We start from the raw sequence: 21569 nt of genomic DNA, 5'->3' as shown, positions 1-21569 counted from the left end.
TACGATCACACGCACCGCTTCCACCAGCCATGTTCCGTCCGTCCGGAATCTCCCTCGTGGGCACGGTGTGCGAGCAAGCGCATACACACCGTCCCCAATACGGCTGGAAAACAGCCCCGTTGTGCGTCTCTCGAACCGCCGGGCGACCGGTTCCGCCCAGCGCACGGGCACAACGGGGCATGGACGGCACGCCAACTGTCAGCCCGTGGCGCCGACTTCGCCCTCCCGCCCCTCCCGACCCTCCCGGGTCTCGGCGTCCCGGCTGTCGTCCTCCCGGCTGTCGGCGATCTGCCGTGCCATCACCGTCGTCAGCTCGTACGCGGTGTGCGAGGCGGCCACCGACGTGATCTCCGCGTGGTCGTAGGCCGGTGCCACCTCCACCAGGTCCGCCGAGACCAGCCGGCAGTCCGCGAGCCCCCGGATGATCTCCAGCAGTTCGCGCGAGGTCAGGCCGCCCGCCTCGGGTGTGCCGGTGCCCGGCGCGTGCGCCGGGTCCAGGACGTCGATGTCCACCGAGATGTAGAGGGGTCGCCCGCCCACGCGCTGCCGTAGCTGGTCCGTCACCTCGTCCACACCGCGGCGCATCACGTCGGCGGCGGTGACGATGCCGAAGCCCATCCGCTCGTCCTCGTCCAGGTCCCGGCGTCCGTAGAGCGGGCCGCGCGTGCCGACGTGCGAGACGGCGGAGGTGTCCAGCAGTCCCTCCTCGAACGCCCGCCGGAACGGGGTGCCGTGCGTGTACGCGGCGCCGAAGTAGGTGTCCCAGGTGTCCAGATGGGCGTCGAAGTGCAGCAGCGCGACCGGACCGTGCCGGCGTACGACGGAACGCAGCAGCGGCAGGGCGATGGTGTGGTCGCCGCCGAGCGTCATCAGCCGCGCGCCGCGGCCGAGCAGCCCGTCGGCCGCCTCCTCCACCGTCTCCACCGCCTCGCCGATGTCGAACGGATTGGCCGCGATGTCGCCCGCGTCGGCAACCTGCGCGAGCGCGAAGGGCGCGGCCTCCTGCGCCGGGTTGTACGGACGCAGCAGCCGCGACGCCTCACGGATCGCGTTGCCGCCGAAGCGCGCGCCGGGACGGTAGGAGACACCGGTGTCGAACGGGACGCCCACGACCGCGACGTCCGCGGCGCCGCCGGCCCCCTCGATCTCCTCGATACGGGGCAGCCGCGCGAACGTCGCGGGGCCCGCGAAGCGCGGTACGCGCGAGCTGTCCACCGGCCCGACGGGCTCCCGCCCCTGCCGGTGTACGGGCTCGCTCGCGGTCTGCTCGGACTGTCCGTGCTGGTCGCCTGTCGTCATGGGCGCGAGGGTAGACGGCGCGGACGGCGGCCTTCGTTGGACGGAACCGGCAGGCGGCGCCGCCGACTTGTCCGCCGCGTACAGGTGTGCCCTTCGGTCGGGCGCTGCCGCCGCGCGCCGTGCGGCCCGCACTCACGGGATGCCGCTCGCGGATGCCGCTGACGGGGCCGTGGCCCGAGGGGTGACAATGGCCGCATGCCCATATTCGCGTCCCCCGCGCCGTCCAGACCCGAACTGGTCGAGCATCTCGTACGCACCCGTATCGCCGGTGACGTGGCCACGCCCCGCGAGAACAACCTCTCCCACTACCGGAAGCTCGCCAACGGGGACCGCCACTACTGGCTCGGGCTCGAACTCGGCGACCGCTGGGAGGACGAGCAGGACGTGCTGGCGGTCATGGCCGAACGCTGCGGCGTCGTCGACGACCCGGACCACCGCACCGGCCAGGACACCATCGACCCGGAGCTGACCGTCGGCGCCCTCGACCGTGCCGCGGCCGAGCTGCGCAAGGCGGCGGAGGGACGCCGCCGGGTGCTCTTCGCGACGGGGCATCCGGGCGCGCTGCTCGACATGCACGGGGCGCTGGCGCTGACGCTGCACGAGGCGGGCTGCGACATCGTCCGCGTACCGCTGGGCACGTACACGGACGAGGGCGTGGTGGTGCAGTTCGGCGGCGTGGCGGCGCTCGAACGGGGCGCGTCCCTGTGGCACACCCACTCTTCCGCGCCGATGGCCTCCGTGCTGGACCAACTGCGGCGTGCGGGCCAGGCCCCGCCGGACCTCGTCGTCGCCGACCACGGCTGGGCCGGCTACGCGGGCCAACAGGGCATCCACACCGTGGGGTTCGCGGACTGCAACGACCCGGCACTCTTCCTCGGCGAGTCCGAGAACACCCTCGCGGTGACGGTCCCGCTGGACGACCACGTCACCGATCCGCGCTTCTACGAGCCCCTCACGGCCTATCTCCTGGGGGCGGCACAGCCGGGTACGGAGTGAGGCAGGGGCAGCCACGGTGGTAGCGGTGGTGGGTGGCGGGAAAACCGTCGTGGTGGTGACACCGCCGTGAGCTTCGCGGTTCCGGATCGGCTGTCTCTACGTCCTGTTGCTTCGGGTGTGAAGTGCGGTTGTTTCGGGGGCTGTTGCGGGCGGAGAGACGCGAGGGTTCAGGGAAACGGGGGCTATGTCCGAATCTGCAGAAGTGGGTAAGAGCGGGGACGTTGCTGGGTAAAGCCGCAGGTCGCCGAGCGTGCTCCCCGCGTCCGCGGGGGTGGTCCCGACATCTACTACACCGACCCGAACCTTCCGCCGTGCTCCCCGCGTCCGCGGGGGTGGTCCCGCGACCTCTGTGTACTGCCGAGATGGGACGTGGTGCTCCCCGCGTCCGCGGGGGTGGTCCCGCCTCCGGGTCACCCAGCACAAAACCGTAGTAGTGCTCCCCGCGCCTGCGGGGATGGTCCCAGCTCCAAACAGGGCATCACCCAGTCCCTGCGGTGCTCCCCGCGGCTGCGGGGATGGTCCCGGGATCCCCTTGGCGAAGGTGAAGCCGAAGGGGTGCTCCCCGCACCCGCGGGGCTTCGCGGTGGCCACCGCGTCCTCTTCAAGTCCCCTGGTGCGCTTGAGCGATGCGGCACTGAAAACCGATTGCCGCACCCCCGTCGCGCCGCCTAGCGTCCCGCCCATGTCCGTGACCATCCAGGCGATCATCAACGGTGTGCGCGCCGACGCGCGGGGCACCGGCTGGGATTCGCCCCAGCTCGTCGTCCGCCCGCGCGGTCGGGGCAAGGCCCTGGCCCTCCAGGACGTCTGAGGCGCACCTCTTCCGCCGACGGCTTCTCCGGCTCCCGGCCGGCGTCCGCAACTCCGGCCTGTCCGCCGGTGCTTACGCCCGTCCGCCGGTGTTCACGCCTGCCCGGTGATCCGTCCCGTACGGCTGCCGCCTCCGCCGCACGTCCTCGCGTGTGCCCAGGGCCGCCGGTGTCCCATTCGACCGGACAGGCCCGGCGACCCGTGCCGTACGACTCTGCTGCCGCATGGCTGGTACCGACGACCGGTGCCGCATGACGTGTGCCGCATGACTGCCGCGCAACTGCCGTACGGCGCCCGGCTCCCGCCGCCCGCATCACCCGCGTCGCCCGCGTCACCGACACGGGCAGCCGCGGGGGCGGACGCATGATCGCCGTACGCCTCTCGCACGCCCGCGCGCCGCCGTGCCTGTCCTCGCACACCCGAGGACTCACCGTGGCACGCCGCCGCAAGACGCTCTCTCAGAACTTCCTCCACGACGACGCCGCCGTGCGCCGCATCGTCCGCGCCGCAACGCTCGCCCCCGACGCCCTGGTCGTCGAACCGGGCGCGGGACAGGGCGCGTTGACCCGCCGGCTGGCCACCGGCGGGCGCCGTGTCATCGCGTACGAGATCGATCCGCGCCTCGCCGCACTGCTCGCCCGCCGCCTGGGCGACCGGCCCGGACTGCGCCTCGTACGGGGCGACTTCCTCCGCGCGCACCCGCCGCACGAGCCGTTCGCCGTCGTCGGGAACATCCCCTACTCCCGTACGACCGACATCGTCCGCTGGTCTCTCGCCGCGCCGCAGTTGACCTCGGCGACGCTGCTCACGCAGTTCGAGTACGCGGCGAAGGCCGGCAGCGACTGGGGGCACCGCCCGGGTACGCAGCGGCCTGCGGCACGGCGTTGGCCGCTGCTGACCGTCTCCACCTGGCCGGAGTTCACATGGCGCCGCATCGGGCGCGTGGACCGCCGGTCTTTCACACCGGTGCCGCGCAGCGACTCCGCGGTGCTGCGCATCGAACGGCGCGCCCCTCCCCTGCTGCCGCCCCGACTGATGCCCGCCTACCGCGACTTCGTCGCCCTCGGCTTCACCGGCGTCGGCGGCTCCCTCGCCGCGACACTGTCCCGCCGCTACCGCGCGGCCCGCGTCCGTACGGCCTTCGCACGCGCGGGCGCCGACACCTCCGCGCCCGTCGGGCTGGTGAGCCCGGAGCAGTGGCTCGTGCTGTTCGGGGAGCTGGCCGCGGAGTGAACACCCCCGCGGCGCACGGCCCTTGAAGGGAGAGGCAGCGCGGCGGCGCTCAGCGCTGTCCGCGCGGCACCCGCACAATGCCCTCCTGGATCACCGACATCACCAGCCGCCCGTCCCGGGTGAAGATCTGCCCGTGGCCCAGACCCCGACCGCCCTGCGCGGTCGGGCTGTTCTGGTCGTAGAGCAGCCACTCGTCCGCACGGAACGGCCGGTGGAACCAGAGCGCGTGGTCCAGGCTCGCGCCCACCACGTCCCCGACCGCCCAGCCGCCCCGCCCGTGCGCCAGCAGCACGGAGTCGAGCAGCGTCATGTCGGAGACGTACGTGGCGAGGCAGACATGCATCACCGGATCGTCAAGTGGCCCGTCCAGCTTGCCGTTCGTACGGAACCAGACCTGCGAGCGCGGCTCACGCGGCTGCCCCGCGCTGGCGAACGGCGGCTCGCGCACATACCGCAGATCGACGGCCTCGCGTGCCTTCATCAGCCGCCGCGGCATCTCCGGATCGCGGAAGAGCTCCGCGTACCGGGGCATCATGTCCTCGGCCGTCGGCAGCGTTCCGGGATCGGGCGCCTCCGGCATGGGCACCTGGTGTTCGAGCCCCTCCTCGAAGGTCTGGCAGGAGGTCGAGAGGTGGAAGATCGGCTGCCCGTGCTGGACGGCGACGACGCGGCGGGTGGTGAAGGACCGTCCGTCGCGGATCCGGTCGACCGTGTAGACGATCGGTGCTCCGGGGTCGCCGGGGCGCAGGAAGTACGCGTGCAGCGAGTGCGGAAGGCGCCCTTCGGGCACCGTACGGCAGGCAGCCACCAGCGCCTGCGCGGCCACCTGTCCGCCGAAGACCCGGGGGACGACGGCCGCGCGGCTGTCCCCACGGTAGATGTCCTGTTCGACCCGCTCCAGATCGAGCAGGTCGACCAGGGACGTCAGTGCGTTGCTCATGCCGGCGATTGTGCCCGCGGTGCGGCACCGGAGGTCACGGCGCAGATCACACTCCGGAAGAAAGCGTTCCGGATCACATCGCCGCCGCCGTCCCGCCGTACGCGCTCGCGGGGACCCGGCCCGTCGGGGCCCAACTCGCTCACAGCCCCATCGACTTGGCCACGATCGAGCGCATGACCTCGCTCGTGCCGCCGTAGATCCGCGAGACGCGGGTGTCGGCGTACAGCCCGGCGATCGGGTACTCCAGCATGTAGCCGTAACCGCCGTGCAACTGGAGGCACTTGTCGATGACGCGGGCCGCCAGCTCGGTGGTGAACAGCTTCGCCGAGGCCGCGTCCGCCGGCGTCAGATCGTCGGCGTCCAGCGCCTCCAGGGCACGGTCGCACACGGCCTGCATCGCGTCGACGTCCGCCTTGCAGTCCGCGAGGACGAACTTGGTGTTCTGGAACGAGGCGACCTCACGGCCGAAGACCGTGCGCTCGTTCACGTACTCGTGCGCGAAACGCACGGCGGCGTCCGACATGGCGTACGCGCCGATCGCGATGCCCAGCCGCTCCTGCGGCAGATTGTGCGTCAAGTACGTGAAGGCCTTGCCGGGTTCGCCGAGCATGTCCTCGACGGGCACCTTGACGTCGGTGAAGGAGAGTTCGGCGGTGTCAGAGGCGCGCAGCCCGAGCTTCTCCAGCTTCCTGCCGACCGCGTAGCCCTCGCTCTTGGCGTCGACGACGAGGATGGAGATGCCGCCGCGCCGGTCCTCCGGGTCGGGCGGCGACGTACGGCAGCACACCAGCACCCGGTCGGCCTGGACGCCGCCGGTGATGAAGGTCTTGGCGCCGTTGAGGACGTAGTGCGTGCCGTCCTCGGAGAGACGTGCGGTGGTCTTCATGCCTGCGAGGTCGGAGCCGGTACCGGGCTCGGTCATGGCGATCGCCGTCATCATGTCGCCGGAGACGAAGGAGGGCAGCCAGCGGCGCTTCTGCTCCTCGTTGCCGTACTTGAGTATGTACGGCAGGCAGAGCGCCGTGTGCACGCTGGAACCGCCGAAGCTGACACCGGCGCGTGCGCACTCCTCGGTGATCACCGCGTTGAACTTGAAGCTCTTCTCGCCCGCGCCGCCGTACTCCTCCGGGACCTCGATGCCGAAGACGCCCAGCTCGCCGAGTTTCTTGTAGAACTCCCGCGGCACGTAGCCCTGTTCGGCCCACTCGGGGTAGTGGGGTACGGCCTCGGACCGGATGAAGTCCCGGATCGTCTGGCGGAACGCCTCGTGGTCCTCGTCGAAAACCGTGCGTCGCACTGGCACGCCTCCTCGTCTGCGGCGGTGTCGCGCCGCGGTTCCCGGCGCCGGGCTTGGCTAAGCGCTTGCTCAGTCAATAAGCTACCCACGGGTCAGTCGCGCTGTCCAGAGCTCGTACCGGCGGTAGTACCCACGGATCCGGCGCCCGAACGGCCGCCGCCGTGACCGCTTTCCGTACTGCTTTCCGTACTGCTTTCCGCGCTGCCCGGCGCCGCCGCGAGGGCGCCCCGCGCGAGGCGGTGCAGCAGCCCCGCGGTCGTCTCGCGGTCCGGCAGCGCGGACGAACCGCTCAGATGCGGCGTGGAGTTGAGCAGCCCGAAGACGGTGTGCACCGCGACCCGTGCCTCCAGCGACGTGAGCTGGGGATATATGGCCCGTACGGCGTCCACCCACAGCTCGACGTACTGCCGCTGGAGCTTGCGGACCTGCTTGCGGTCGCTCTCGCGCAGCCTGTCCAGCTCGCGGTCGTGGAGCGTGATCAACGCACGGTCGTCGAGGGCGAAGTCGATATGCCCGGCGATCAGCGCGTCGAGCGCTGCCTCCGGGGAGAGCCCGGCGGCGGCCGACTCCCGCAGCCGCATCCGGCCGCCCTCGTGCAGCCGCTCGCTGATGCCGACGAGAAGCTCGGCGAGCATCGCGTCCTTCCCGGCGAAGTGCCGGTAGAGACCGGGGCCGCTGATGCCGACGGCGGCTCCTATCTCGTCGACGCCGACACCGTGGAAGCCGCGCTCGGCGAAGAGACGGGCAGCCTCCCGCAGGATCTGCTCGCGGCGGGTGGGGGCGGACCCCGTCTGCGTGCTCATGGATCCATTCTAGACAGGAGGGTTAGCGAGCGTTAACCTGTCGGACAGTGGTTAATGGCCGTTAACCGGGCTGTTCAGGACGTCGCCGCGGATCCCGCAGGGAAAGCCTCCGGAGACCGCCGCGGCGAGGCTGCCGGTGGCCGCAGGCGGAGGTCCGCGGCGAGGGCCGGCGGACAGGCGATCGAGCGAGGGGGCGCGAGGTGAGGCACGACCAGCCGCAGTGGGCACCGGGACGGGCTGCCGTCCCGGGAGCGGGGCTGTTCCCCGGATCCGCGGAGGCCGCGGAAGGAGCGGCTCCGGCGCTGGGCAGCAGCATCGACCTGTCGTCGGAGTCCTGCCGTACGAACGAGGCGGCGCACCGCGAACTGGCCGCGCAGCTACGGGAGAAGCTGGCAGCGGCACGGCTCGGCGGGGGCGAGCGCGCCCGTGCGCGCCACACGCAGCGGGGCAAACTGCTCCCGCGCGACCGCGTGGACGCCCTGCTCGATCCTGGCTCGCCGTTCCTGGAGATCGCACCGCTCGCGGCGGAGGGGATGTACGGGGGTGCGGCGCCGGCGGCGGGCGTGATCGCGGGCATCGGCCGGGTCTCCGGCCGCGAGGTGGTCGTCGTCGCCAACGACGCCACGGTCAAGGGCGGCACGTATTACCCGATGACGGTGAAGAAGCATCTGCGCGCCCAGGAGATCGCCCTGGAGAACAGGCTCCCGTGCGTCTATCTCGTCGACTCCGGCGGCGCGTTCCTGCCGATGCAGGACGACGTCTTCCCCGACCGGGAGCACTTCGGGCGGATCTTCTACAACCAGGCGCGGATGTCCGGCGCGGGCATCCCGCAGATCGCGGCGGTGCTGGGCTCGTGCACGGCGGGCGGTGCGTATGTGCCGGCCATGAGCGACGAGGCCGTGATCGTACGGAGCCAGGGCACGATCTTCCTGGGCGGCCCGCCGCTGGTGAAGGCCGCCACCGGCGAGGTCGTCACGGCCGAGGAGCTGGGCGGCGGCGAGGTGCACAGCCGCGTCTCCGGTGTCACGGACCATCTCGCGGAGGACGACGCCCATGCGCTGCGCATCGTCCGCCACATCGCGAGCACCCTGCCGGACCGCCGTCCGCTGCCGTGGCCGGTGCGCGCGGCGGAGCCGCCCGCGGTCGACCCGTCGGGGCTCTACGGCGCGGTGCCGGTCGACTCGCGCACGCCCTACGACGTACGCGAGGTGATCGCGCGCGTGGTGGACGGTTCACGCTTCCAGGAGTTCAAGGCCGAGTTCGGCACGACGCTGATCACCGGCTTCGCCCGGATCCACGGCCATCCGGTCGGCATCGTCGCCAACAACGGCATCCTCTTCTCCGAATCGGCCCAGAAGGGCGCGCACTTCATCGAGCTGTGCGACCAGCGCGGCATCCCCCTGCTCTTCCTCCAGAACATCTCGGGCTTCATGGTCGGCCGCGACTACGAGGCGGGCGGCATCGCCAAGCACGGCGCGAAGATGGTGACGGCCGTGGCCTGTACGAGGGTGCCGAAGCTGACGGTCGTCATAGGCGGTTCGTACGGCGCGGGGAACTACTCGATGTGCGGCCGCGCCTACAGCCCCCGCTTCCTGTGGATGTGGCCCAACGCCAAGATCTCGGTGATGGGCGGCGAGCAGGCCGCGGCGGTCCTGGCGACCGTCAAGCGCGACCAGTTGGAGGCCCGCGGCGAGGAGTGGAGCGCCGAGGAGGAGGCGGAGTTCCGCGCCCCGGTGCGTGCGCAGTACGAGGAGCAGGGCAACGCCTACTACGCGACGGCCAGGCTCTGGGACGACGGGGTGATCGACCCGCTGGACACGCGGACGGTGCTGGGTCTCGCGCTGACCGCGTGCGCCAACGCCCCGCTCCCGGCGAAGGATTCCGGCGAGCCCGCCTTCGGCGTCTTCCGAATGTGAGGGGCTGCATCGTGACGATGGGGACTGTGACCATGTTCGACACCGTGCTGGTGGCCAACCGCGGCGAGATCGCCGTCCGCGTGATCCGCACCCTGCGGCAGCTCGGCATCACGTCGGTGGCCGTCTACAGCGACGCCGACGCGGGGGCCCGTCATGTGCGGGAGGCCGACACGGCCGTACGCATCGGGCCCGCGCAGGCCGCGTCCAGCTATCTGTCGGCGGAACGGCTGCTGGAGGCCGCCGCGCGCAGCGGGGCCCAGGCGGTACACCCCGGCTATGGCTTCCTCGCGGAGAACGCGCCCTTCGCACAGGCGTGTTCACAGGCGGGGCTGACGTTCATCGGTCCGCCCGCGGCGGCGATCGACCTGATGGGCGACAAGATCCGCGCCAAGGAGACGGTACGGGCGGCGGGCGTCCCCGTGGTGCCGGGCTCATCCGGGTCCGGGCTCGACGACGCCGAACTGGCCGCCGCCGCACGGGAGATCGGCATGCCCGTCCTGCTGAAGCCGTCCGCGGGCGGCGGCGGCAAGGGCATGCGGCTGGTACGGGAGGAGGCCGCCCTCGGCGACGAGATCGCGGCGGCCCGGCGGGAGGCCCTCGGCTCCTTCGGCGACGACACACTGCTGGTCGAGCGCTGGATCGACTCCCCCCGCCATATCGAGATCCAGGTCCTCGCCGACGGACACGGCAACGTCGTGCACCTGGGCGAGCGCGAGTGCTCGCTTCAGCGGCGCCACCAGAAGATCGTCGAGGAGGCGCCGAGTCCGCTGCTGGACGAGGCGACCCGTGCGGCCATGGGCGAGGCCGCGGTGGAGGCCGCCCGCTCGTGCGGCTACCGGGGCGCGGGCACCGTGGAGTTCATCGTGCCGGGCGGCGAGTCCGGGGCGAGCGGAGAGGGCACACCGCGTCCGTACTACTTCATGGAGATGAACACCCGCCTCCAGGTCGAGCACCCCGTCACAGAGCTGATCACGGGCGTGGATCTCGTCGAGTGGCAGCTCCGGGTCGCCGCGGGCGAGCCCCTCGCCTTCGGCCAGTCCGGCATCGCACTGAACGGCCATGCCGTCGAGGCGCGCATCTGCGCCGAGACCGCGCTGGCCCACCGTGCCTCCCCGGGCGAGGGCGCGGGCGCCGAACCGGACGCCGGCAGGGTCGACTTCCTGCCCTCGGCGGGCACGGTGCTGCTGCTGCGCGAGGCGGAGGGTCCCGGCGTACGGACGGATTCGGGGCTGCTGCCCGGCACCGAGGTCGGCACGACGTACGACCCGATGCTCGCCAAGGTCATCGCCCACGGCCCGGACCGTCCCACCGCGCTGCGCAGGCTGCGTGCCGCCCTCGCGGCGACGACGGTGCTCGGCGTGGACACCAACACCGGTTTTCTGCGGCGGCTGTTGGCACATCCGGACGTGGCCGCGGGCGCCCTCGACACCGGGCTGGTCGAGCGGGCCGCCGCGTCGCTGGTGCCGCGTGAGATCCCCGAAGAGGTCTACGGGACGGCGGCGCTGCTGCGTCACGCGGCGCTCGAAGCGCCGTTCGCGCCCTCCCCGTCCGGGGCCGGCAGCGGCTGGACGGACCCGTTCTCGGTGCCCTCCGGCTGGCGCCTCGGCGGCGAACCGGCCTGGACGGTGCACCATCTGCGGGCGCCGGGACACGACCCGGTGGCCGTGCGCGTACGGGCGCTCGACGCCGCCCGGGAATCCGCACAGCACCCCGGAGGGCCCGGTGCGGTGGAGGTCCGTGTCGGCGACGGCGAGGTCCGTACGGCCCGTATCGCCGAGGGCGCCGGTGCGCACGGGCTGCTCGTCGAATGGGGCGACGTCACCCTCCAACTGGCCTGCGCCGCCTCCGAGTCGGGCCACTGGCTCGGCCGCGACGGCGACGGCTGGCACATACAGGACCACGACCCGGTGGCCGCGGCCCTGCGCGGCGGAGCGGGAGCGCACGGCGCCGACGCGCTGACCGCGCCCATGCCCGGCACCGTCACGGTGGTGAAGGCCGCCGCCGGGGACAAGGTCACGGCGGGCCAGAGCCTGCTGGTCGTCGAGGCGATGAAGATGGAGCACGTCATCACCGCTCCCTACGACGGCACGGTCACCGAACTGGACGTCACGGCCGGCAGCACCGTCGCCATGGACCAGGTGCTCGCCGTCGTCGAACCCCACCCCGAGCCCCGTTCCGAGGCGCAGGACGCGGACCCGGCGGCCCCGGGCACCGGCGAGACGGACGGGCACCGCGAGACCCGCGAGGCCGGTGCCGCCGGCCGGAAGGAGGCGGAGGCATGATGCAGGGCCTGCCGATGCGGTTCGCCGCGGACGGCCTGCCGTCCGAGGTGCGCGTGTACGAGGTCGGCCCGCGGGACGGCCTGCAGAACGAGCAGTCGACGGTCCCCGTCGAGGTCAAGTCCGAGTTCATCCACCGGCTGTACCGCGCGGGCCTGGAGACCGTCGAGGCGACGAGCTTCGTCCACCCCAAGTGGGTGCCCCAACTCGCCGACGCCGAGGCGCTGATGCCGCTGCTCGCGGATCTCCCCGCGGATCTGCGGCTGCCGGTGCTGGTGCCCAACGCCCGCGGCCTGGAGCGGGCCGTGGCCCACGACTGCCGGCACATCGCGGTGTTCGCGAGCGCCACCGAGTCCTTCGCGAGGGCCAACCTCAACCGTTCCCTGGACGAGTCCCTGGCGATGTTCGATCCGGTGGTCACCCGCGCCAAGGCCGAGGAGCAGTGGGTGCGCGGCTATGTCTCCATGTGCTTCGGCGACCCGTGGGAGGGCGCCGTACCGCCCGCCCAGGTGGTCAGGGTGTGCCGCGCGCTGCTGGAGATGGGGTGCGACGAGCTGAGCCTCGGCGACACCATCGGCGTCGCCACGCCCGGCCATGTCGAGGCGCTGCTGCGCGAGTTGACCGCCGCGGGCGTGCCGGTCGGGCGCATCGCCGTGCACTTCCACGACACCTACGGCCAGGCGCTCTCCAACACGCTCACCGCGCTCCGGCACGGCGTGACCACGGTCGACGCCTCGGCGGGCGGCCTCGGCGGCTGCCCGTACGCCAAGAGCGCCACCGGCAATCTCGCCACCGAGGACCTCGTCTGGATGCTCCAGGGCCTGGGCATCGCGACCGGGGTCGATCTCGCCCGCCTGACGGCCACCAGCGCCTGGATGGCGGACCGGCTGGGCCGCCCCAGCCCCTCGCGCACCGTACGCGCGCTCACCGGCGCCGACAGCGGTGCGGGCTCCCACCCGAACTCCCACAAGGAGCAGTGACCACGATGTCTCTCGACCACCGCCTCTCCACCGAGCACGAGGAACTCCGCCGTACCGTCGAGGAGTTCGCGCAGAAGGTCGTCGCCCCGAAGATCGGCGAGTTCTACGAGCGGCACGAGTTCCCGTACGACATCGTGCGGCAGATGGGCGAGATGGGCCTGTTCGGGCTGCCGTTCCCCGAGGAGTACGGCGGCATGGGCGGCGACTACCTGGCGCTGTGCCTCGCCCTGGAGGAACTGGCCCGCGTGGACTCCTCGGTGGCCATCACCCTGGAGGCCGGTGTCTCCCTGGGCGCCATGCCGGTCTTCCGGTTCGGCACCGAGGAGCAGAAGCGCGAGTGGCTGCCGCGGCTGTGCTCGGGCGAGATGCTGGGCGCCTTCGGTCTGACCGAGCCCGAGTGCGGCTCCGACGCGGGCGGCACCCGTACGACGGCCGAGCGGGACGAGAAGACCGGGGAGTGGGTGATCAACGGGTCGAAGTGCTTCATCACCAACTCCGGTACGGACATCACCGGTCTGGTCACCGTCACCGCCGTCACGGGCCGCAAGGACAACGGGGCGCCGCGGATCTCGACGATCATCGTGCCCTCCGGCACCCCCGGCTTCACGGTCGCCGCCCCGTACTCGAAGGTCGGCTGGAACGCCTCCGACACCCGCGAGCTGTCCTTCTCGGACGTACGAGTGCCCGCGGCGAATCTGCTCGGCGAAGAGGGCCGCGGCTACGCCCAGTTCCTCCGCATCCTCGACGAGGGCCGGATCGCGATCTCCGCCCTGGCGACGGGGCTCGCGCAGGGCTGCGTCGACGAGTCGGTGAGCTATGCGAACACGCGGCAGGCGTTCGGCAAGCCGATCGGCAGCAACCAGGCCATCCAGTTCAAGCTGGCCGACATGGAGATGCGGGCGCACACGGCACGGATCGCGTGGCGCGACGCGGCGTCCCGGCTGCTGCACGGCGAACCGTTCAAGAAGGAGGCGGCGCTGGCGAAGCTGTACTCCTCGGAGATCGCGGTCACCAACGCCCGCGAGGCCACGCAGATCCACGGCGGCTACGGCTTCATGAACGAGTATCCGGTGGCCCGCATGTGGCGGGACTCCAAGATCCTGGAGATCGGCGAGGGCACGAGCGAGGTCCAGCGGATGCTGGTGGCAAGGGAGTTGGGCGTCGGCTGACCACCGCACGCCGACGACCGGCCGACGCACCGGCACAGGCACCGCCACCGCGGTGCCTGTGCCTGCCCAAGCCGGTGCCGGAACCGGCGGCCGGCGCTCGCCCCCAGCCGCCACCCGCCACCCGCCACCCGCCACCCGCGAGCCGTCAGCCGTCAGCCGTCAGCCGTCAGTCCTCAACCCCTCAGCCGTCCTCGCCCGGCCACGGCACCTGCGGTGAGCGCCAGTACTTCATGCCCAACTGCTCCCAGCGCGGCGCCTGTCGGGCCAGCCGCTCGCGGTAGCCGTCCCAGTCGTGCGCCGACGCGGGCGACCAGCCCAGCTCCGCGATCCCCGGCAGCCTCGGGAACGCCATGAACTCGATGTGCTCGCTCTTCTCCAGCGTCTCCGACCACAGCGGCGCCTCCACGCCGAGCACGGCGTCCTTCGGCGCGCCCTTGATGTACGAGCCGGGCTCCCAGTCGTAGGACTGCTTCGCCTCCACATAGCCCGCCCAGTGCAGCCCGAGCGGGGTGTCCTTGTCGTACTGCATGTCGAGGTAGGAGCGGTTGGCCGGGGAGAGGATCAGCCGCGTGCCCTTCTTCGCGGCTTCGACCACCTCGGGCTCGTCCTCGGCGCCGCTCGTCCCCCAGTACTGCGCGACCGCGCCCTCGGCGGGCTTCGCCCCGGTGAGCTGGTGCCAACCGACCACGGTCTTGCCGTACTTGGCGACGGTCTTCTGCGCCCGTTCCATGAAGGCCGCGTAGTCCTCGTGGCTCGTCGAGTGGGCCTCGTCGCCGCCGATGTGCAGATAGCGCCCCGGCGTCATGGCGGCCAGTTCGCGCACCACGTCGTCCACGAAGTCGTACGTCACGTCCAGCGGCACGCACAGCGAGCTGAAGCCGACCTCGGTCCCGGTGTAGCGGGGCGGCGCGACCCCGTCGCAGTTGAGCTTCGCGTACGAGGCGAGGGCCGCGTTGGTGTGCCCCGGCATGTCGATCTCCGGTACGACGGTCATCGCCCGCTGCTCGGCGTACCGCAGGATCTCCCGGTAGTCGGCCTTGGTGTAGTGCCCGCCGGGGCCGCCGCCGACCTCGCTGCCGCCGCCGTACGTGGCCAGCCGCGGCCAGGAGTCGATGGCGATCCGCCAGCCCTGGTCGTCGGAGAGATGCAGATGCAGCTTGTTGATCTTGTACATCGCGAGCTGGTCGATGTAGCGCTTGACCTGCTCCACGCCGAAGAAGTGCCGCGAGACGTCGAGCATCGCGCTGCGGTAGGCGTAGCGCGGCCGGTCGGTGACGGTGCCGCCCGCGATCTGCCACGGCCCCGGCTGCTCGGTGCGCGACTCGACCTGCGGGGGCAGCAGTTGACGCAGCGTCTGTACGCCGTGGAAGAGACCGGCGCCCGTCGGCGCGCTGATCACGGCCGCCCGCGGGGAGACCGCCAGCCGGTAACCCTCCGCGCCCAGGCCGGACGTGCCCGACCGGGCGCCGCCGAGGCGCAGTTGGATGCCGTCGCGTCCGGGCCGCGTGGTGACGGGCAGCCGGTAGCCGGTGGACGGCCGCAGCAGCGCGGCCAGTTGGTCCCCGACGCGGCGCACCTCACGGGACGCACCGGACGCACCCGACGCCTCGGACCCGCCGGAGGAGCCGGTGACGCGGATGACGGTCCGCTCGGTGATGCTGAACGGCCCGCCCCCCTTCCGTACGGACTCCGGTGCGGGCACCACCTGATCGAGCGGCGTCGGCTTCCGCGCCTGACTCCCCTGAGCGCCGTCGCCGGAGGCGGCGGACGAGGCGGACGCGGCCGAGGCCGACCCGGGGAGGACGGTGACGAGGAGAGCGGCGCACAGCAGCAGCGGCCGGATTCGTCTCACTGACGGTCCCTTCGTGGACGTCGTGCAGGGGGCACGCGCGGCGTCGCCGGCGCGGCCCGGGGCATGTGCATGGAGCGGACGAACGGACTCACCTGTACCGCGCGCGTCACGCCGGGTCAAGGTGTAGACCACTTGCCCCGGCGCTCCTCCGCGCCGCCGACCTGCCAAGACAGCGCTACGTCACCACAGGTCACGCACCGCCATGTCACGAGACGACACGCTTGCCCGATATCGGGCAAGCGTTCTTGCGTTCACCGACCCCAGCCCGCAATATCAAGGAGTGCTCGAAGTGCGTACGCCGGTCCACGACGACCTCATCGACCATCTGGTCCGCACGACCCCGCTCCAGCGCGGCGAGGCGGCCCGGATCGTCCTGGACGTCCTGGCGTACTTCGACGAGACGACCGAGGAGTTCGTACGACGCCGCCATCGCGAACTGCAAGCCAGAGGGCAGCACAACCCGCAGATCTTCGCCCGCATCTCGTCCGAGCTGCCGCACCGCGCGGTGGCACCACCGGACCTGTCCCTGCGGCAACTGCGCCGCATCGTCTACGGATGACCGGCGGACGATGAGACCCGCGGAAGCCGGAGGCGGACGGCACACGGCGACGGTGGCGACGACGACGGCGGCGACGGCCGGGCACGGCTGACGACCGGACGGGCCGCCCCGCCGGCGTCCCGGCGGCGGCCACCGACAGCGGTGAGGACCACCGGCCAACGAAGCACAGCGGAAACCAACGAGGAGAGGCAGCAGCCACTATGTGCGGAATCGTGGGATATATCGGCCAGCGCGAGGTCGCCCCGCTCCTGCTGGAGGGTCTTCAGCGGCTGGAGTACCGGGGCTACGACTCCGCCGGCATCGCGATCCACGGCAGCGGCACGGGCAAGAACGCGGGTCTGCGGACCGCCAAGACGAAGGGCCGCGTACGCGACCTGGAGGAGCGCGTACCGGAGCGCTTCGCCGGCACCACCGGCATCGCCCACACCCGCTGGGCCACCCACGGCGCACCCAACGACGTCAACGCCCATCCGCACCTCGACGCGGACGAGAAGGTGGCCGTCGTACACAACGGCATCATCGACAACGCCGCGGAGCTGCGCGCCAAACTGACCGCCGACGGCGTCACGTTCGTCTCCGAGACCGACACCGAGGTCCTCTCCCACCTCATCTCCCGCGCGCAGGCCGAGCATCTGGAGGCCAAGGTCCAGGAGGCGCTGCGGATGGTCGAGGGCACGTACGGGATCGCCGTGCTGCACTCCGACTTCCCCGACCGCATCGTCGTGGCCCGCAACGGCTCCCCCGTCGTGCTGGGGATCGGCGAGCACGAGATGTTCGTCGCCTCCGACGTCGCCGCGCTCGTCTCCCACACCCGCCAGGTCGTCACCCTCGACGACGGCGAGATGGCCACGATCAAGGCCGACGACTACCGCACCTACACCACCGAGGGCTCGCGCACCTCGACCTCGCCCGAGACCGTCGAATGGGCCGCCGAGTCCTACGACATGGGCGGCCACGACACCTACATGCACAAGGAGATCGCCGAACAGGCCGACGCCGTCGACCGCGTGCTGCGCGGCCGCATCGACGAGCGCTTCGCGACCGTCCACCTCGGCGGCCTCAATCTGGACGCCCGCGAGGCGCGCAGCATGCGCCGCGTGAAGATCCTCGGCTGCGGCTCGGCGTACCACGCGGGCATGATCGGCGCCCAGATGATCGAGGAGCTGGCGCGGGTGCCCGCGGACGCGGAGCCCGCCAGCGAGTTCCGCTACCGCAACGCGGTCGTCGACCCGGACACCCTCTACATCGCGGTCAGCCAGTCCGGAGAGACGTACGACACGCTCGCGGCCGTGCAGGAGCTCAAGCGCAAGGGCGCCCGGGTGCTGGGCGTGGTGAACGTCGTCGGTTCGGCGATCGCACGCGAGACGGACGGCGGCGTGTACGTGCACGCGGGCCCCGAGGTCTGCGTCGTGTCGACCAAGTGCTTCACCAACACCGCTGTCGCGTTCGCCCTGTTGGCACTGCACCTGGGCCGTATCCGCGACCTCTCGGTGGCCGACGGCAAGCGGATCATCGAGGGTCTGAAGCGGCTGCCGGAGCAGATCGACGAGATCATGCGCGCCGAGGACGACATCAAGAAGCTCGCGGAGGACTACGCGCGGGCCAAGAGCATGATGTTCGTGGGGCGGGTGCGCGGCTATCCGGTGGCGCGTGAGGCGTCGTTGAAGCTGAAGGAGGTCTCGTACATCCACGCCGAGGCCTACCCGGCCTCCGAGCTGAAGCACGGTCCGCTGGCGCTGATCGAGCCCGCCGTGCCGACGGTCGCGATCCTTCCCGACGACGAACTGCTGGACAAGAACCGCGCGACGCTGGAGGAGATCAAGGCCCGCAGCGGCAAGATCCTCGCGGTGGCGCACCAGGAGCAGGAGAAGGCCGACCACACGATCGTCGTGCCGCGCAACGAGGTCGAACTGGACCCGGTGCTGATGGGCATTCCGCTTCAACTGCTCGCCTACCACACGGCGTTGGCGCTCGGACGGGACATCGACAAGCCGCGGAACCTGGCGAAGTCCGTCACGGTCGAGTAGGCGGTACGGGCCGGGACGGCTGGGGCTGGGGCGGTACGGGCCGCACGACGGCCGGACGGACGGTCAGCCGGGACCGGCGGCCACCGGCGAACCGGCGCACATCTCCGTACAGCGGCGGGCGGAATCCCGCGCGGGCCACCAACCACGCGGGATTCCGCCTCCCCTTGCCGACGTCGCCCATAACGCCGGCAGGCTGCCGCCCCACGGGACCGTCACCTCCCGTGCGACAGCACGCTGTTCGTCTGATGTCCTTACCGCTGTTCTGTGCCCCCTATATGCCCCTCACAAGCGCACAATCCACATGTCACGTTGCGAAGATTCCGTGCGGGACGGAATGCGGCCCGCGCATCAACTCGCGTACCAGGGGCCCCGGTCGGGCACTCGGGCCCCGCCGGGCGGCTACGGGATCACGACGACCGGGCGCTCCGCGCGCCGCGCCAGCCGCCCGGCCACGGAGCCGAAGATGCGCCCCGCCAGACCGTGGGTCGAGCCGACGACGATGGCGTCGGCCTCGTACTCGTGCCCCACCTCTTCGAGTTCGTGGCAGATGTCGCCGCCGCGCTCCACGAGGATCCAGGGAACCTCGGCGAGATGCTCGGCACAGGCGAGTTCGAGTCCGAGGACCTCGGTGCGGTGGTCGGGGACGTCCACGAAGACGGGCGGCTCGCATCCCGCCCACACCGTCGTCGGCAGCCTGTTGGCGACGTGGACGATGATCAGGCCGGAACCCGACCTGTACGCCATCCCGATCGCGTAGGCGAGAGCACGCTCGCTGGACATCGACCCGTCGAAGCCCACCACGACGCCGTGCTGGAAGGCCGGATCGCACGAGTGGCGTGACTCTTCCGCCGCCTCATCGGTCGCACTGGGATCGGCGACCTGCTTGCGGTCCGCTGGTTCGGGGATCTCGTGTCCGGCCATCTGTGTCTCGGCGAAGGGAGTCCTCTGTGCGGAGGGAGCGGCGGGCTGACTGGGGCTTCCGTGTGGGGAATTCGGGGCGACGAGGGCGCCGAAGGGGGTACTGTGCGCCGGAGTGTTCCGGCCAAAGATCCGCCCCGGGCGGCCCTCTTCAGCCTCTTACCCGTAAGGGTACGACCAGACTCCCCCCTTGCCCAGGGGCGCTGGGAGGCACCGGCCGTAACAGGCTGACCCCGGAGCATGCCCGAGCGAGCGGCATGACGCAACGCCCCCTGACGCCCCTTACCGCGCCGGGAGCGGCACCGGCGGCGGCACGGCGAGCACCGGGCGGTCACCTGCAACACCCGTATGTGCACGGTGAGTTACGCGAGGGCTTGACGCAGCGTTGTCACAGCATGCCGACACTGCCCACCTTGCCGTCCCTCCCCTCTCTCTCCTCCCTCCGGTTCGCGTTCCGCAACGGGCTCCAGGGCGGAGGCCGCCGGCGTCTGCCGTCCGCCGCGCCGCGCTCCGGCCCGCGTGAAGAGCCCCGCGAGAGCAGCCTCGACCTGCGGGAGGAACGGGCCGCCACCCGCGATCCGGACTCCGACGCCGAGACGGCGGCGCATGTCTCCGCCGCCGCCACCGGGGTACTGCGCTGGGGTGCGTTCAGTTGCGCGCTCGTCCCGCTCGCGCTGCTGACCTGCGGCGTCCCCTGGATCACGGCGCTGGGCGCGGGCGTCGGGTTCGGCGTCGTCACGGCGGTGAGCGGTGTGCTGCTGCGCCGGTCGGAGATCGCGTACGCCCCGCGGCAGGGGTACGGCACGGGCCGCGCGGGCGCCGGCGGACCGGGCCCGCACCGTGGCCGTCACAGCCGTACGGGCACCGGGCTGCACCGCGGCGAGCGGCACTGGTGGCACCCCGGCGAACGCTGACGGCCGGAATGCACCGGCGTACGCCGGTTCGTGAGGGCGTACGTTTACGGGGTGTCCGAATCCCACGTGCGTCCCCCCTGTTTTTCGGCCAAATTTCCTACAGGTCACGGCAGTTGAGACGACAACTTCGTCACCCCTCGCCACCTGCGAGGAAAGGACCGACGGTCACGTGTGGTTCCGACGGCGGCGGGGCAGGGACGGCATGCGCACTTCCCAGCGGCGTCACCGGATGGAACGCTTCGTGATCGAACGCTTCACGCCAAGTTGCCTTGTCGACATAGCGCCGAGTGTCGAACTTGTCCCAACGGCATCGTCCGACACAGTAGATTCGATCTTGGCTTTCGCCGCGGGGGAGATGTGCAGGACCGAGAGGACGCGACGATTGAGGGGGGCTGACTTCCGGTGAGCGTTCCAAAGAGCCATCAGGACTCGACGAACGGCCCGGCGACGACCCGCAAGCTGGCCGCACGGCGGCGCCGGGAGATCGTGTCGGTGCTGCTCTTCAGCGGTGGTCCCATCTTCGAGAGCTCCATACCGCTCTCCGTCTTCGGCATCGACCGCCAGGACGCCGGGGTCCCCCGCTATCGGCTTCTGGTGTGCGCGGGCGAGGACGGGCCGCTGCGGACGACCGGCGGGCTCCAACTGAGCGCTCCCTACGGGCTCGACGCACTCTCCCGCGCGGGCACGGTCGTGGTGCCGGCCTGGCGGTCGATCACGCAGCCGCCCCCGGCCGCGGCCCTGGACGCGCTGCGCAGGGCGCACGAGGAAGGGGCACGTCTCGTCGGGCTCTGCACGGGAGCGTTCGTGCTCGCGGCGGCCGGACTGCTGGACGGACGTCCCGCGACGACGCACTGGATGTACGCGCCGACGCTCGCCAAGCGCTACCCGTCCGTGCACGTCGATCCGCGCGAACTCTTCGTCGACGACGGGGACATCCTCACCTCCGCCGGCACGGCCGCCGGGATCGACCTGTGCCTGCACGTCGTACGCACCGACCACGGGACGGAGGCGGCGGGTGCCCTCGCCCGCCGCCTGGTGGTCCCGCCCCGCCGCGGCAGCGGCGCGGAGACCGGCGGCCATCCACGCCATCTGGACCGCTCTTTACCCGAGGAGATGGGCGCGGACCCGCTGGCCGAGGTCGTCGCGTGGGCGCTGGAGCATCTGCACGAGCAGTTCGACGTGGAGACGCTGGCGGCGCGCGCGTACATGTCCCGCCGGACCTTCGACCGGCGCTTCCGCTCCCTGACGGGCAGCGCACCGCTGCAGTGGCTGATCACGCAGCGCGTGCTGCAAGCACAGCGGCTCCTGGAGACCTCCGACTACTCGGTCGACGAGGTCGCGGGGCGCTGCGGCTTCCGCTCCCCCGTGGCCCTGCGCGGCCACTTCCGGCGGCAGCTCGGCTCGTCCCCGGCGGCCTACCGTGCGGCGTACCGCATCCGGCGGCCTGACGGGAACGGCAGCGGTGAGGGCGCCGAGGCGGGAGCGGACGGCGCGGAGCCGGGCAGCCGCACTGGAGCCCAGCACGACCCCGGAGCACACGGCGGTTCGGCGAACGGCCCGGCCGGCGGCCCCGCGGG

Annotated in this window: 17 protein-coding genes; 11 read left to right on the top strand and 6 right to left on the bottom strand. The window is 71.7% G+C overall.

The genetic code is table 11. The features are described from left to right. Window positions 1-198: 198 nt before the first annotated feature. Complete coding sequence (speB, locus tag AN218_RS19180) at window positions 199-1299, bottom strand: agmatinase (RefSeq protein WP_079132339.1); 1101 nt, start codon at window positions 1297-1299, stop codon at window positions 199-201. Window positions 1300-1494: 195 nt separating this feature from the next. Between speB and AN218_RS19175 the strand changes: the two genes are divergently transcribed. The 3 genes from AN218_RS19175 to erm all read left to right on the top strand — a co-directional run bounded on the left by AN218_RS19175 (window position 1495) and on the right by erm (window position 4338). Next, window positions 1495-2295 (top strand): phosphatase, encoded by an 801-nt coding sequence (locus AN218_RS19175; protein ID WP_070018112.1) that lies wholly within the window; start codon window positions 1495-1497, stop codon window positions 2293-2295. Between the two features lie 682 nt (window positions 2296-2977). Further along, a complete protein-coding gene (locus tag AN218_RS38790; RefSeq protein ID WP_258396076.1) occupies window positions 2978-3106 on the top strand; it encodes a hypothetical protein in 129 nt (42 codons plus the stop codon). Between the two features lie 257 nt (window positions 3107-3363). Further along, entirely contained in the window at window positions 3364-4338 is a 975-nt protein-coding gene (gene erm, locus AN218_RS19170) for a 23S ribosomal RNA methyltransferase Erm (protein WP_244900531.1), read from the top strand. A 49-nt stretch (window positions 4339-4387) separates the two neighbouring features. Here the strand turns inward: erm and AN218_RS19165 are convergent, their stop codons facing one another. From AN218_RS19165 to AN218_RS19155, 3 genes are all read right to left on the bottom strand, one after another. Continuing rightward, a complete protein-coding gene (locus tag AN218_RS19165; protein ID WP_070018111.1) occupies window positions 4388-5278 on the bottom strand; it encodes an acyl-CoA thioesterase in 891 nt (296 codons plus the stop codon). Between the two features lie 139 nt (window positions 5279-5417). Next, the gene (locus AN218_RS19160) at window positions 5418-6575 is read right to left on the bottom strand and encodes an acyl-CoA dehydrogenase family protein (RefSeq protein WP_070018109.1); all 1158 of its coding nucleotides are present in this window, start codon (window positions 6573-6575) and stop codon (window positions 5418-5420) included. A gap of 92 nt (window positions 6576-6667) precedes the next feature. After that, window positions 6668-7378 (bottom strand): SACE_7040 family transcriptional regulator, encoded by a 711-nt coding sequence (locus AN218_RS19155; protein WP_079132338.1) that lies wholly within the window; start codon window positions 7376-7378, stop codon window positions 6668-6670. A 302-nt stretch (window positions 7379-7680) separates the two neighbouring features. Here AN218_RS19155 and AN218_RS19150 point away from each other — a divergent pair, with 302 nt between their 5' ends. From AN218_RS19150 to AN218_RS19135, 4 genes are read left to right on the top strand one after another with little or no spacing between them, the layout of a single operon-like run. Continuing rightward, window positions 7681-9294, top strand: coding sequence for a carboxyl transferase domain-containing protein (locus AN218_RS19150; RefSeq protein WP_420855989.1), 1614 nt, complete (start codon window positions 7681-7683; stop codon window positions 9292-9294). Between the two features lie 32 nt (window positions 9295-9326). Further along, complete coding sequence (locus tag AN218_RS19145) at window positions 9327-11576, top strand: ATP-binding protein (protein WP_079132337.1); 2250 nt, start codon at window positions 9327-9329, stop codon at window positions 11574-11576. Continuing rightward, entirely contained in the window at window positions 11573-12553 is a 981-nt protein-coding gene (locus tag AN218_RS19140; RefSeq protein WP_070018108.1) for a hydroxymethylglutaryl-CoA lyase, read from the top strand. Before AN218_RS19145 ends, AN218_RS19140 begins: the two co-directional genes overlap by 4 nt. 5 nt (window positions 12554-12558) lie before the next feature. Beyond that, on the top strand, window positions 12559-13722 hold the full coding sequence (locus AN218_RS19135) for an acyl-CoA dehydrogenase family protein (protein ID WP_070018125.1): 1164 nt from the start codon (window positions 12559-12561) through the stop codon (window positions 13720-13722). Window positions 13723-13903: 181 nt separating this feature from the next. Here the strand turns inward: AN218_RS19135 and AN218_RS19130 are convergent, their stop codons facing one another. After that, window positions 13904-15574 carry a beta-N-acetylhexosaminidase gene (locus AN218_RS19130; protein WP_070018106.1) on the bottom strand — a complete coding sequence of 557 codons (1671 nt, stop codon included), beginning with the start codon at window positions 15572-15574 and terminating at the stop codon, window positions 13904-13906. Window positions 15575-15854: 280 nt separating this feature from the next. Between AN218_RS19130 and AN218_RS19125 the strand changes: the two genes are divergently transcribed. Both AN218_RS19125 and glmS read left to right on the top strand, forming a co-directional pair. After that, the gene (locus AN218_RS19125; protein ID WP_070018104.1) at window positions 15855-16133 is read left to right on the top strand and encodes a hypothetical protein; all 279 of its coding nucleotides are present in this window, start codon (window positions 15855-15857) and stop codon (window positions 16131-16133) included. Window positions 16134-16333: 200 nt separating this feature from the next. Then, window positions 16334-18160, top strand: coding sequence for a glutamine--fructose-6-phosphate transaminase (isomerizing) (glmS, locus tag AN218_RS19120; RefSeq protein ID WP_070018103.1), 1827 nt, complete (start codon window positions 16334-16336; stop codon window positions 18158-18160). Window positions 18161-18559: 399 nt separating this feature from the next. Here the strand turns inward: glmS and AN218_RS19115 are convergent, their stop codons facing one another. Beyond that, entirely contained in the window at window positions 18560-19081 is a 522-nt protein-coding gene (locus AN218_RS19115; RefSeq protein WP_070018101.1) for a universal stress protein, read from the bottom strand. 410 nt (window positions 19082-19491) lie between these two features. Here AN218_RS19115 and AN218_RS19110 point away from each other — a divergent pair, with 410 nt between their 5' ends. Continuing rightward, window positions 19492-19992, top strand: coding sequence for a hypothetical protein (locus AN218_RS19110; protein ID WP_244900530.1), 501 nt, complete (start codon window positions 19492-19494; stop codon window positions 19990-19992). Between the two features lie 402 nt (window positions 19993-20394). Further along, the coding region (locus AN218_RS19105) for a helix-turn-helix domain-containing protein (protein WP_079132342.1) at window positions 20395-21569 on the top strand (1175 nt) is incomplete at its 3' end.

The sequence above is a fragment of the Streptomyces nanshensis genome (assembly GCF_001751255.1).
Lineage (GTDB): Bacteria > Actinomycetota > Actinomycetes > Streptomycetales > Streptomycetaceae > Streptomyces > Streptomyces nanshensis_A.
The sequence above is the reverse complement of the archived record's forward strand: the minus strand, read 5'-3'. Positions and strand labels throughout refer to the sequence as shown.

Excerpts from the sequence above, each read along its gene's own strand:
- AN218_RS19155 (WP_079132338.1), bottom strand. The coding sequence starts at position 7,378 with ATGAGCACGCAGACGGGGTCCGCCCCCACCCGCCGCGAGCAGATCCTG.
- AN218_RS19175 (WP_070018112.1), top strand. The coding sequence starts at position 1,495 with ATGCCCATATTCGCGTCCCCCGCGCCGTCCAGACCCGAACTGGTCGAG.
- AN218_RS38790 (WP_258396076.1), top strand. The coding sequence starts at position 2,978 with ATGTCCGTGACCATCCAGGCGATCATCAACGGTGTGCGCGCCGACGCG.
- AN218_RS19140 (WP_070018108.1), top strand. The coding sequence starts at position 11,573 with ATGATGCAGGGCCTGCCGATGCGGTTCGCCGCGGACGGCCTGCCGTCC.
- AN218_RS19145 (WP_079132337.1), top strand. The coding sequence starts at position 9,327 with ATGTTCGACACCGTGCTGGTGGCCAACCGCGGCGAGATCGCCGTCCGC.
- glmS (WP_070018103.1), top strand. The coding sequence starts at position 16,334 with ATGTGCGGAATCGTGGGATATATCGGCCAGCGCGAGGTCGCCCCGCTC.
- AN218_RS19135 (WP_070018125.1), top strand. The coding sequence starts at position 12,559 with ATGTCTCTCGACCACCGCCTCTCCACCGAGCACGAGGAACTCCGCCGT.
- speB (WP_079132339.1), bottom strand. The coding sequence starts at position 1,299 with ATGACGACAGGCGACCAGCACGGACAGTCCGAGCAGACCGCGAGCGAG.
- AN218_RS19115 (WP_070018101.1), bottom strand. The coding sequence starts at position 19,081 with ATGGCCGGACACGAGATCCCCGAACCAGCGGACCGCAAGCAGGTCGCC.
- AN218_RS19165 (WP_070018111.1), bottom strand. The coding sequence starts at position 5,278 with ATGAGCAACGCACTGACGTCCCTGGTCGACCTGCTCGATCTGGAGCGG.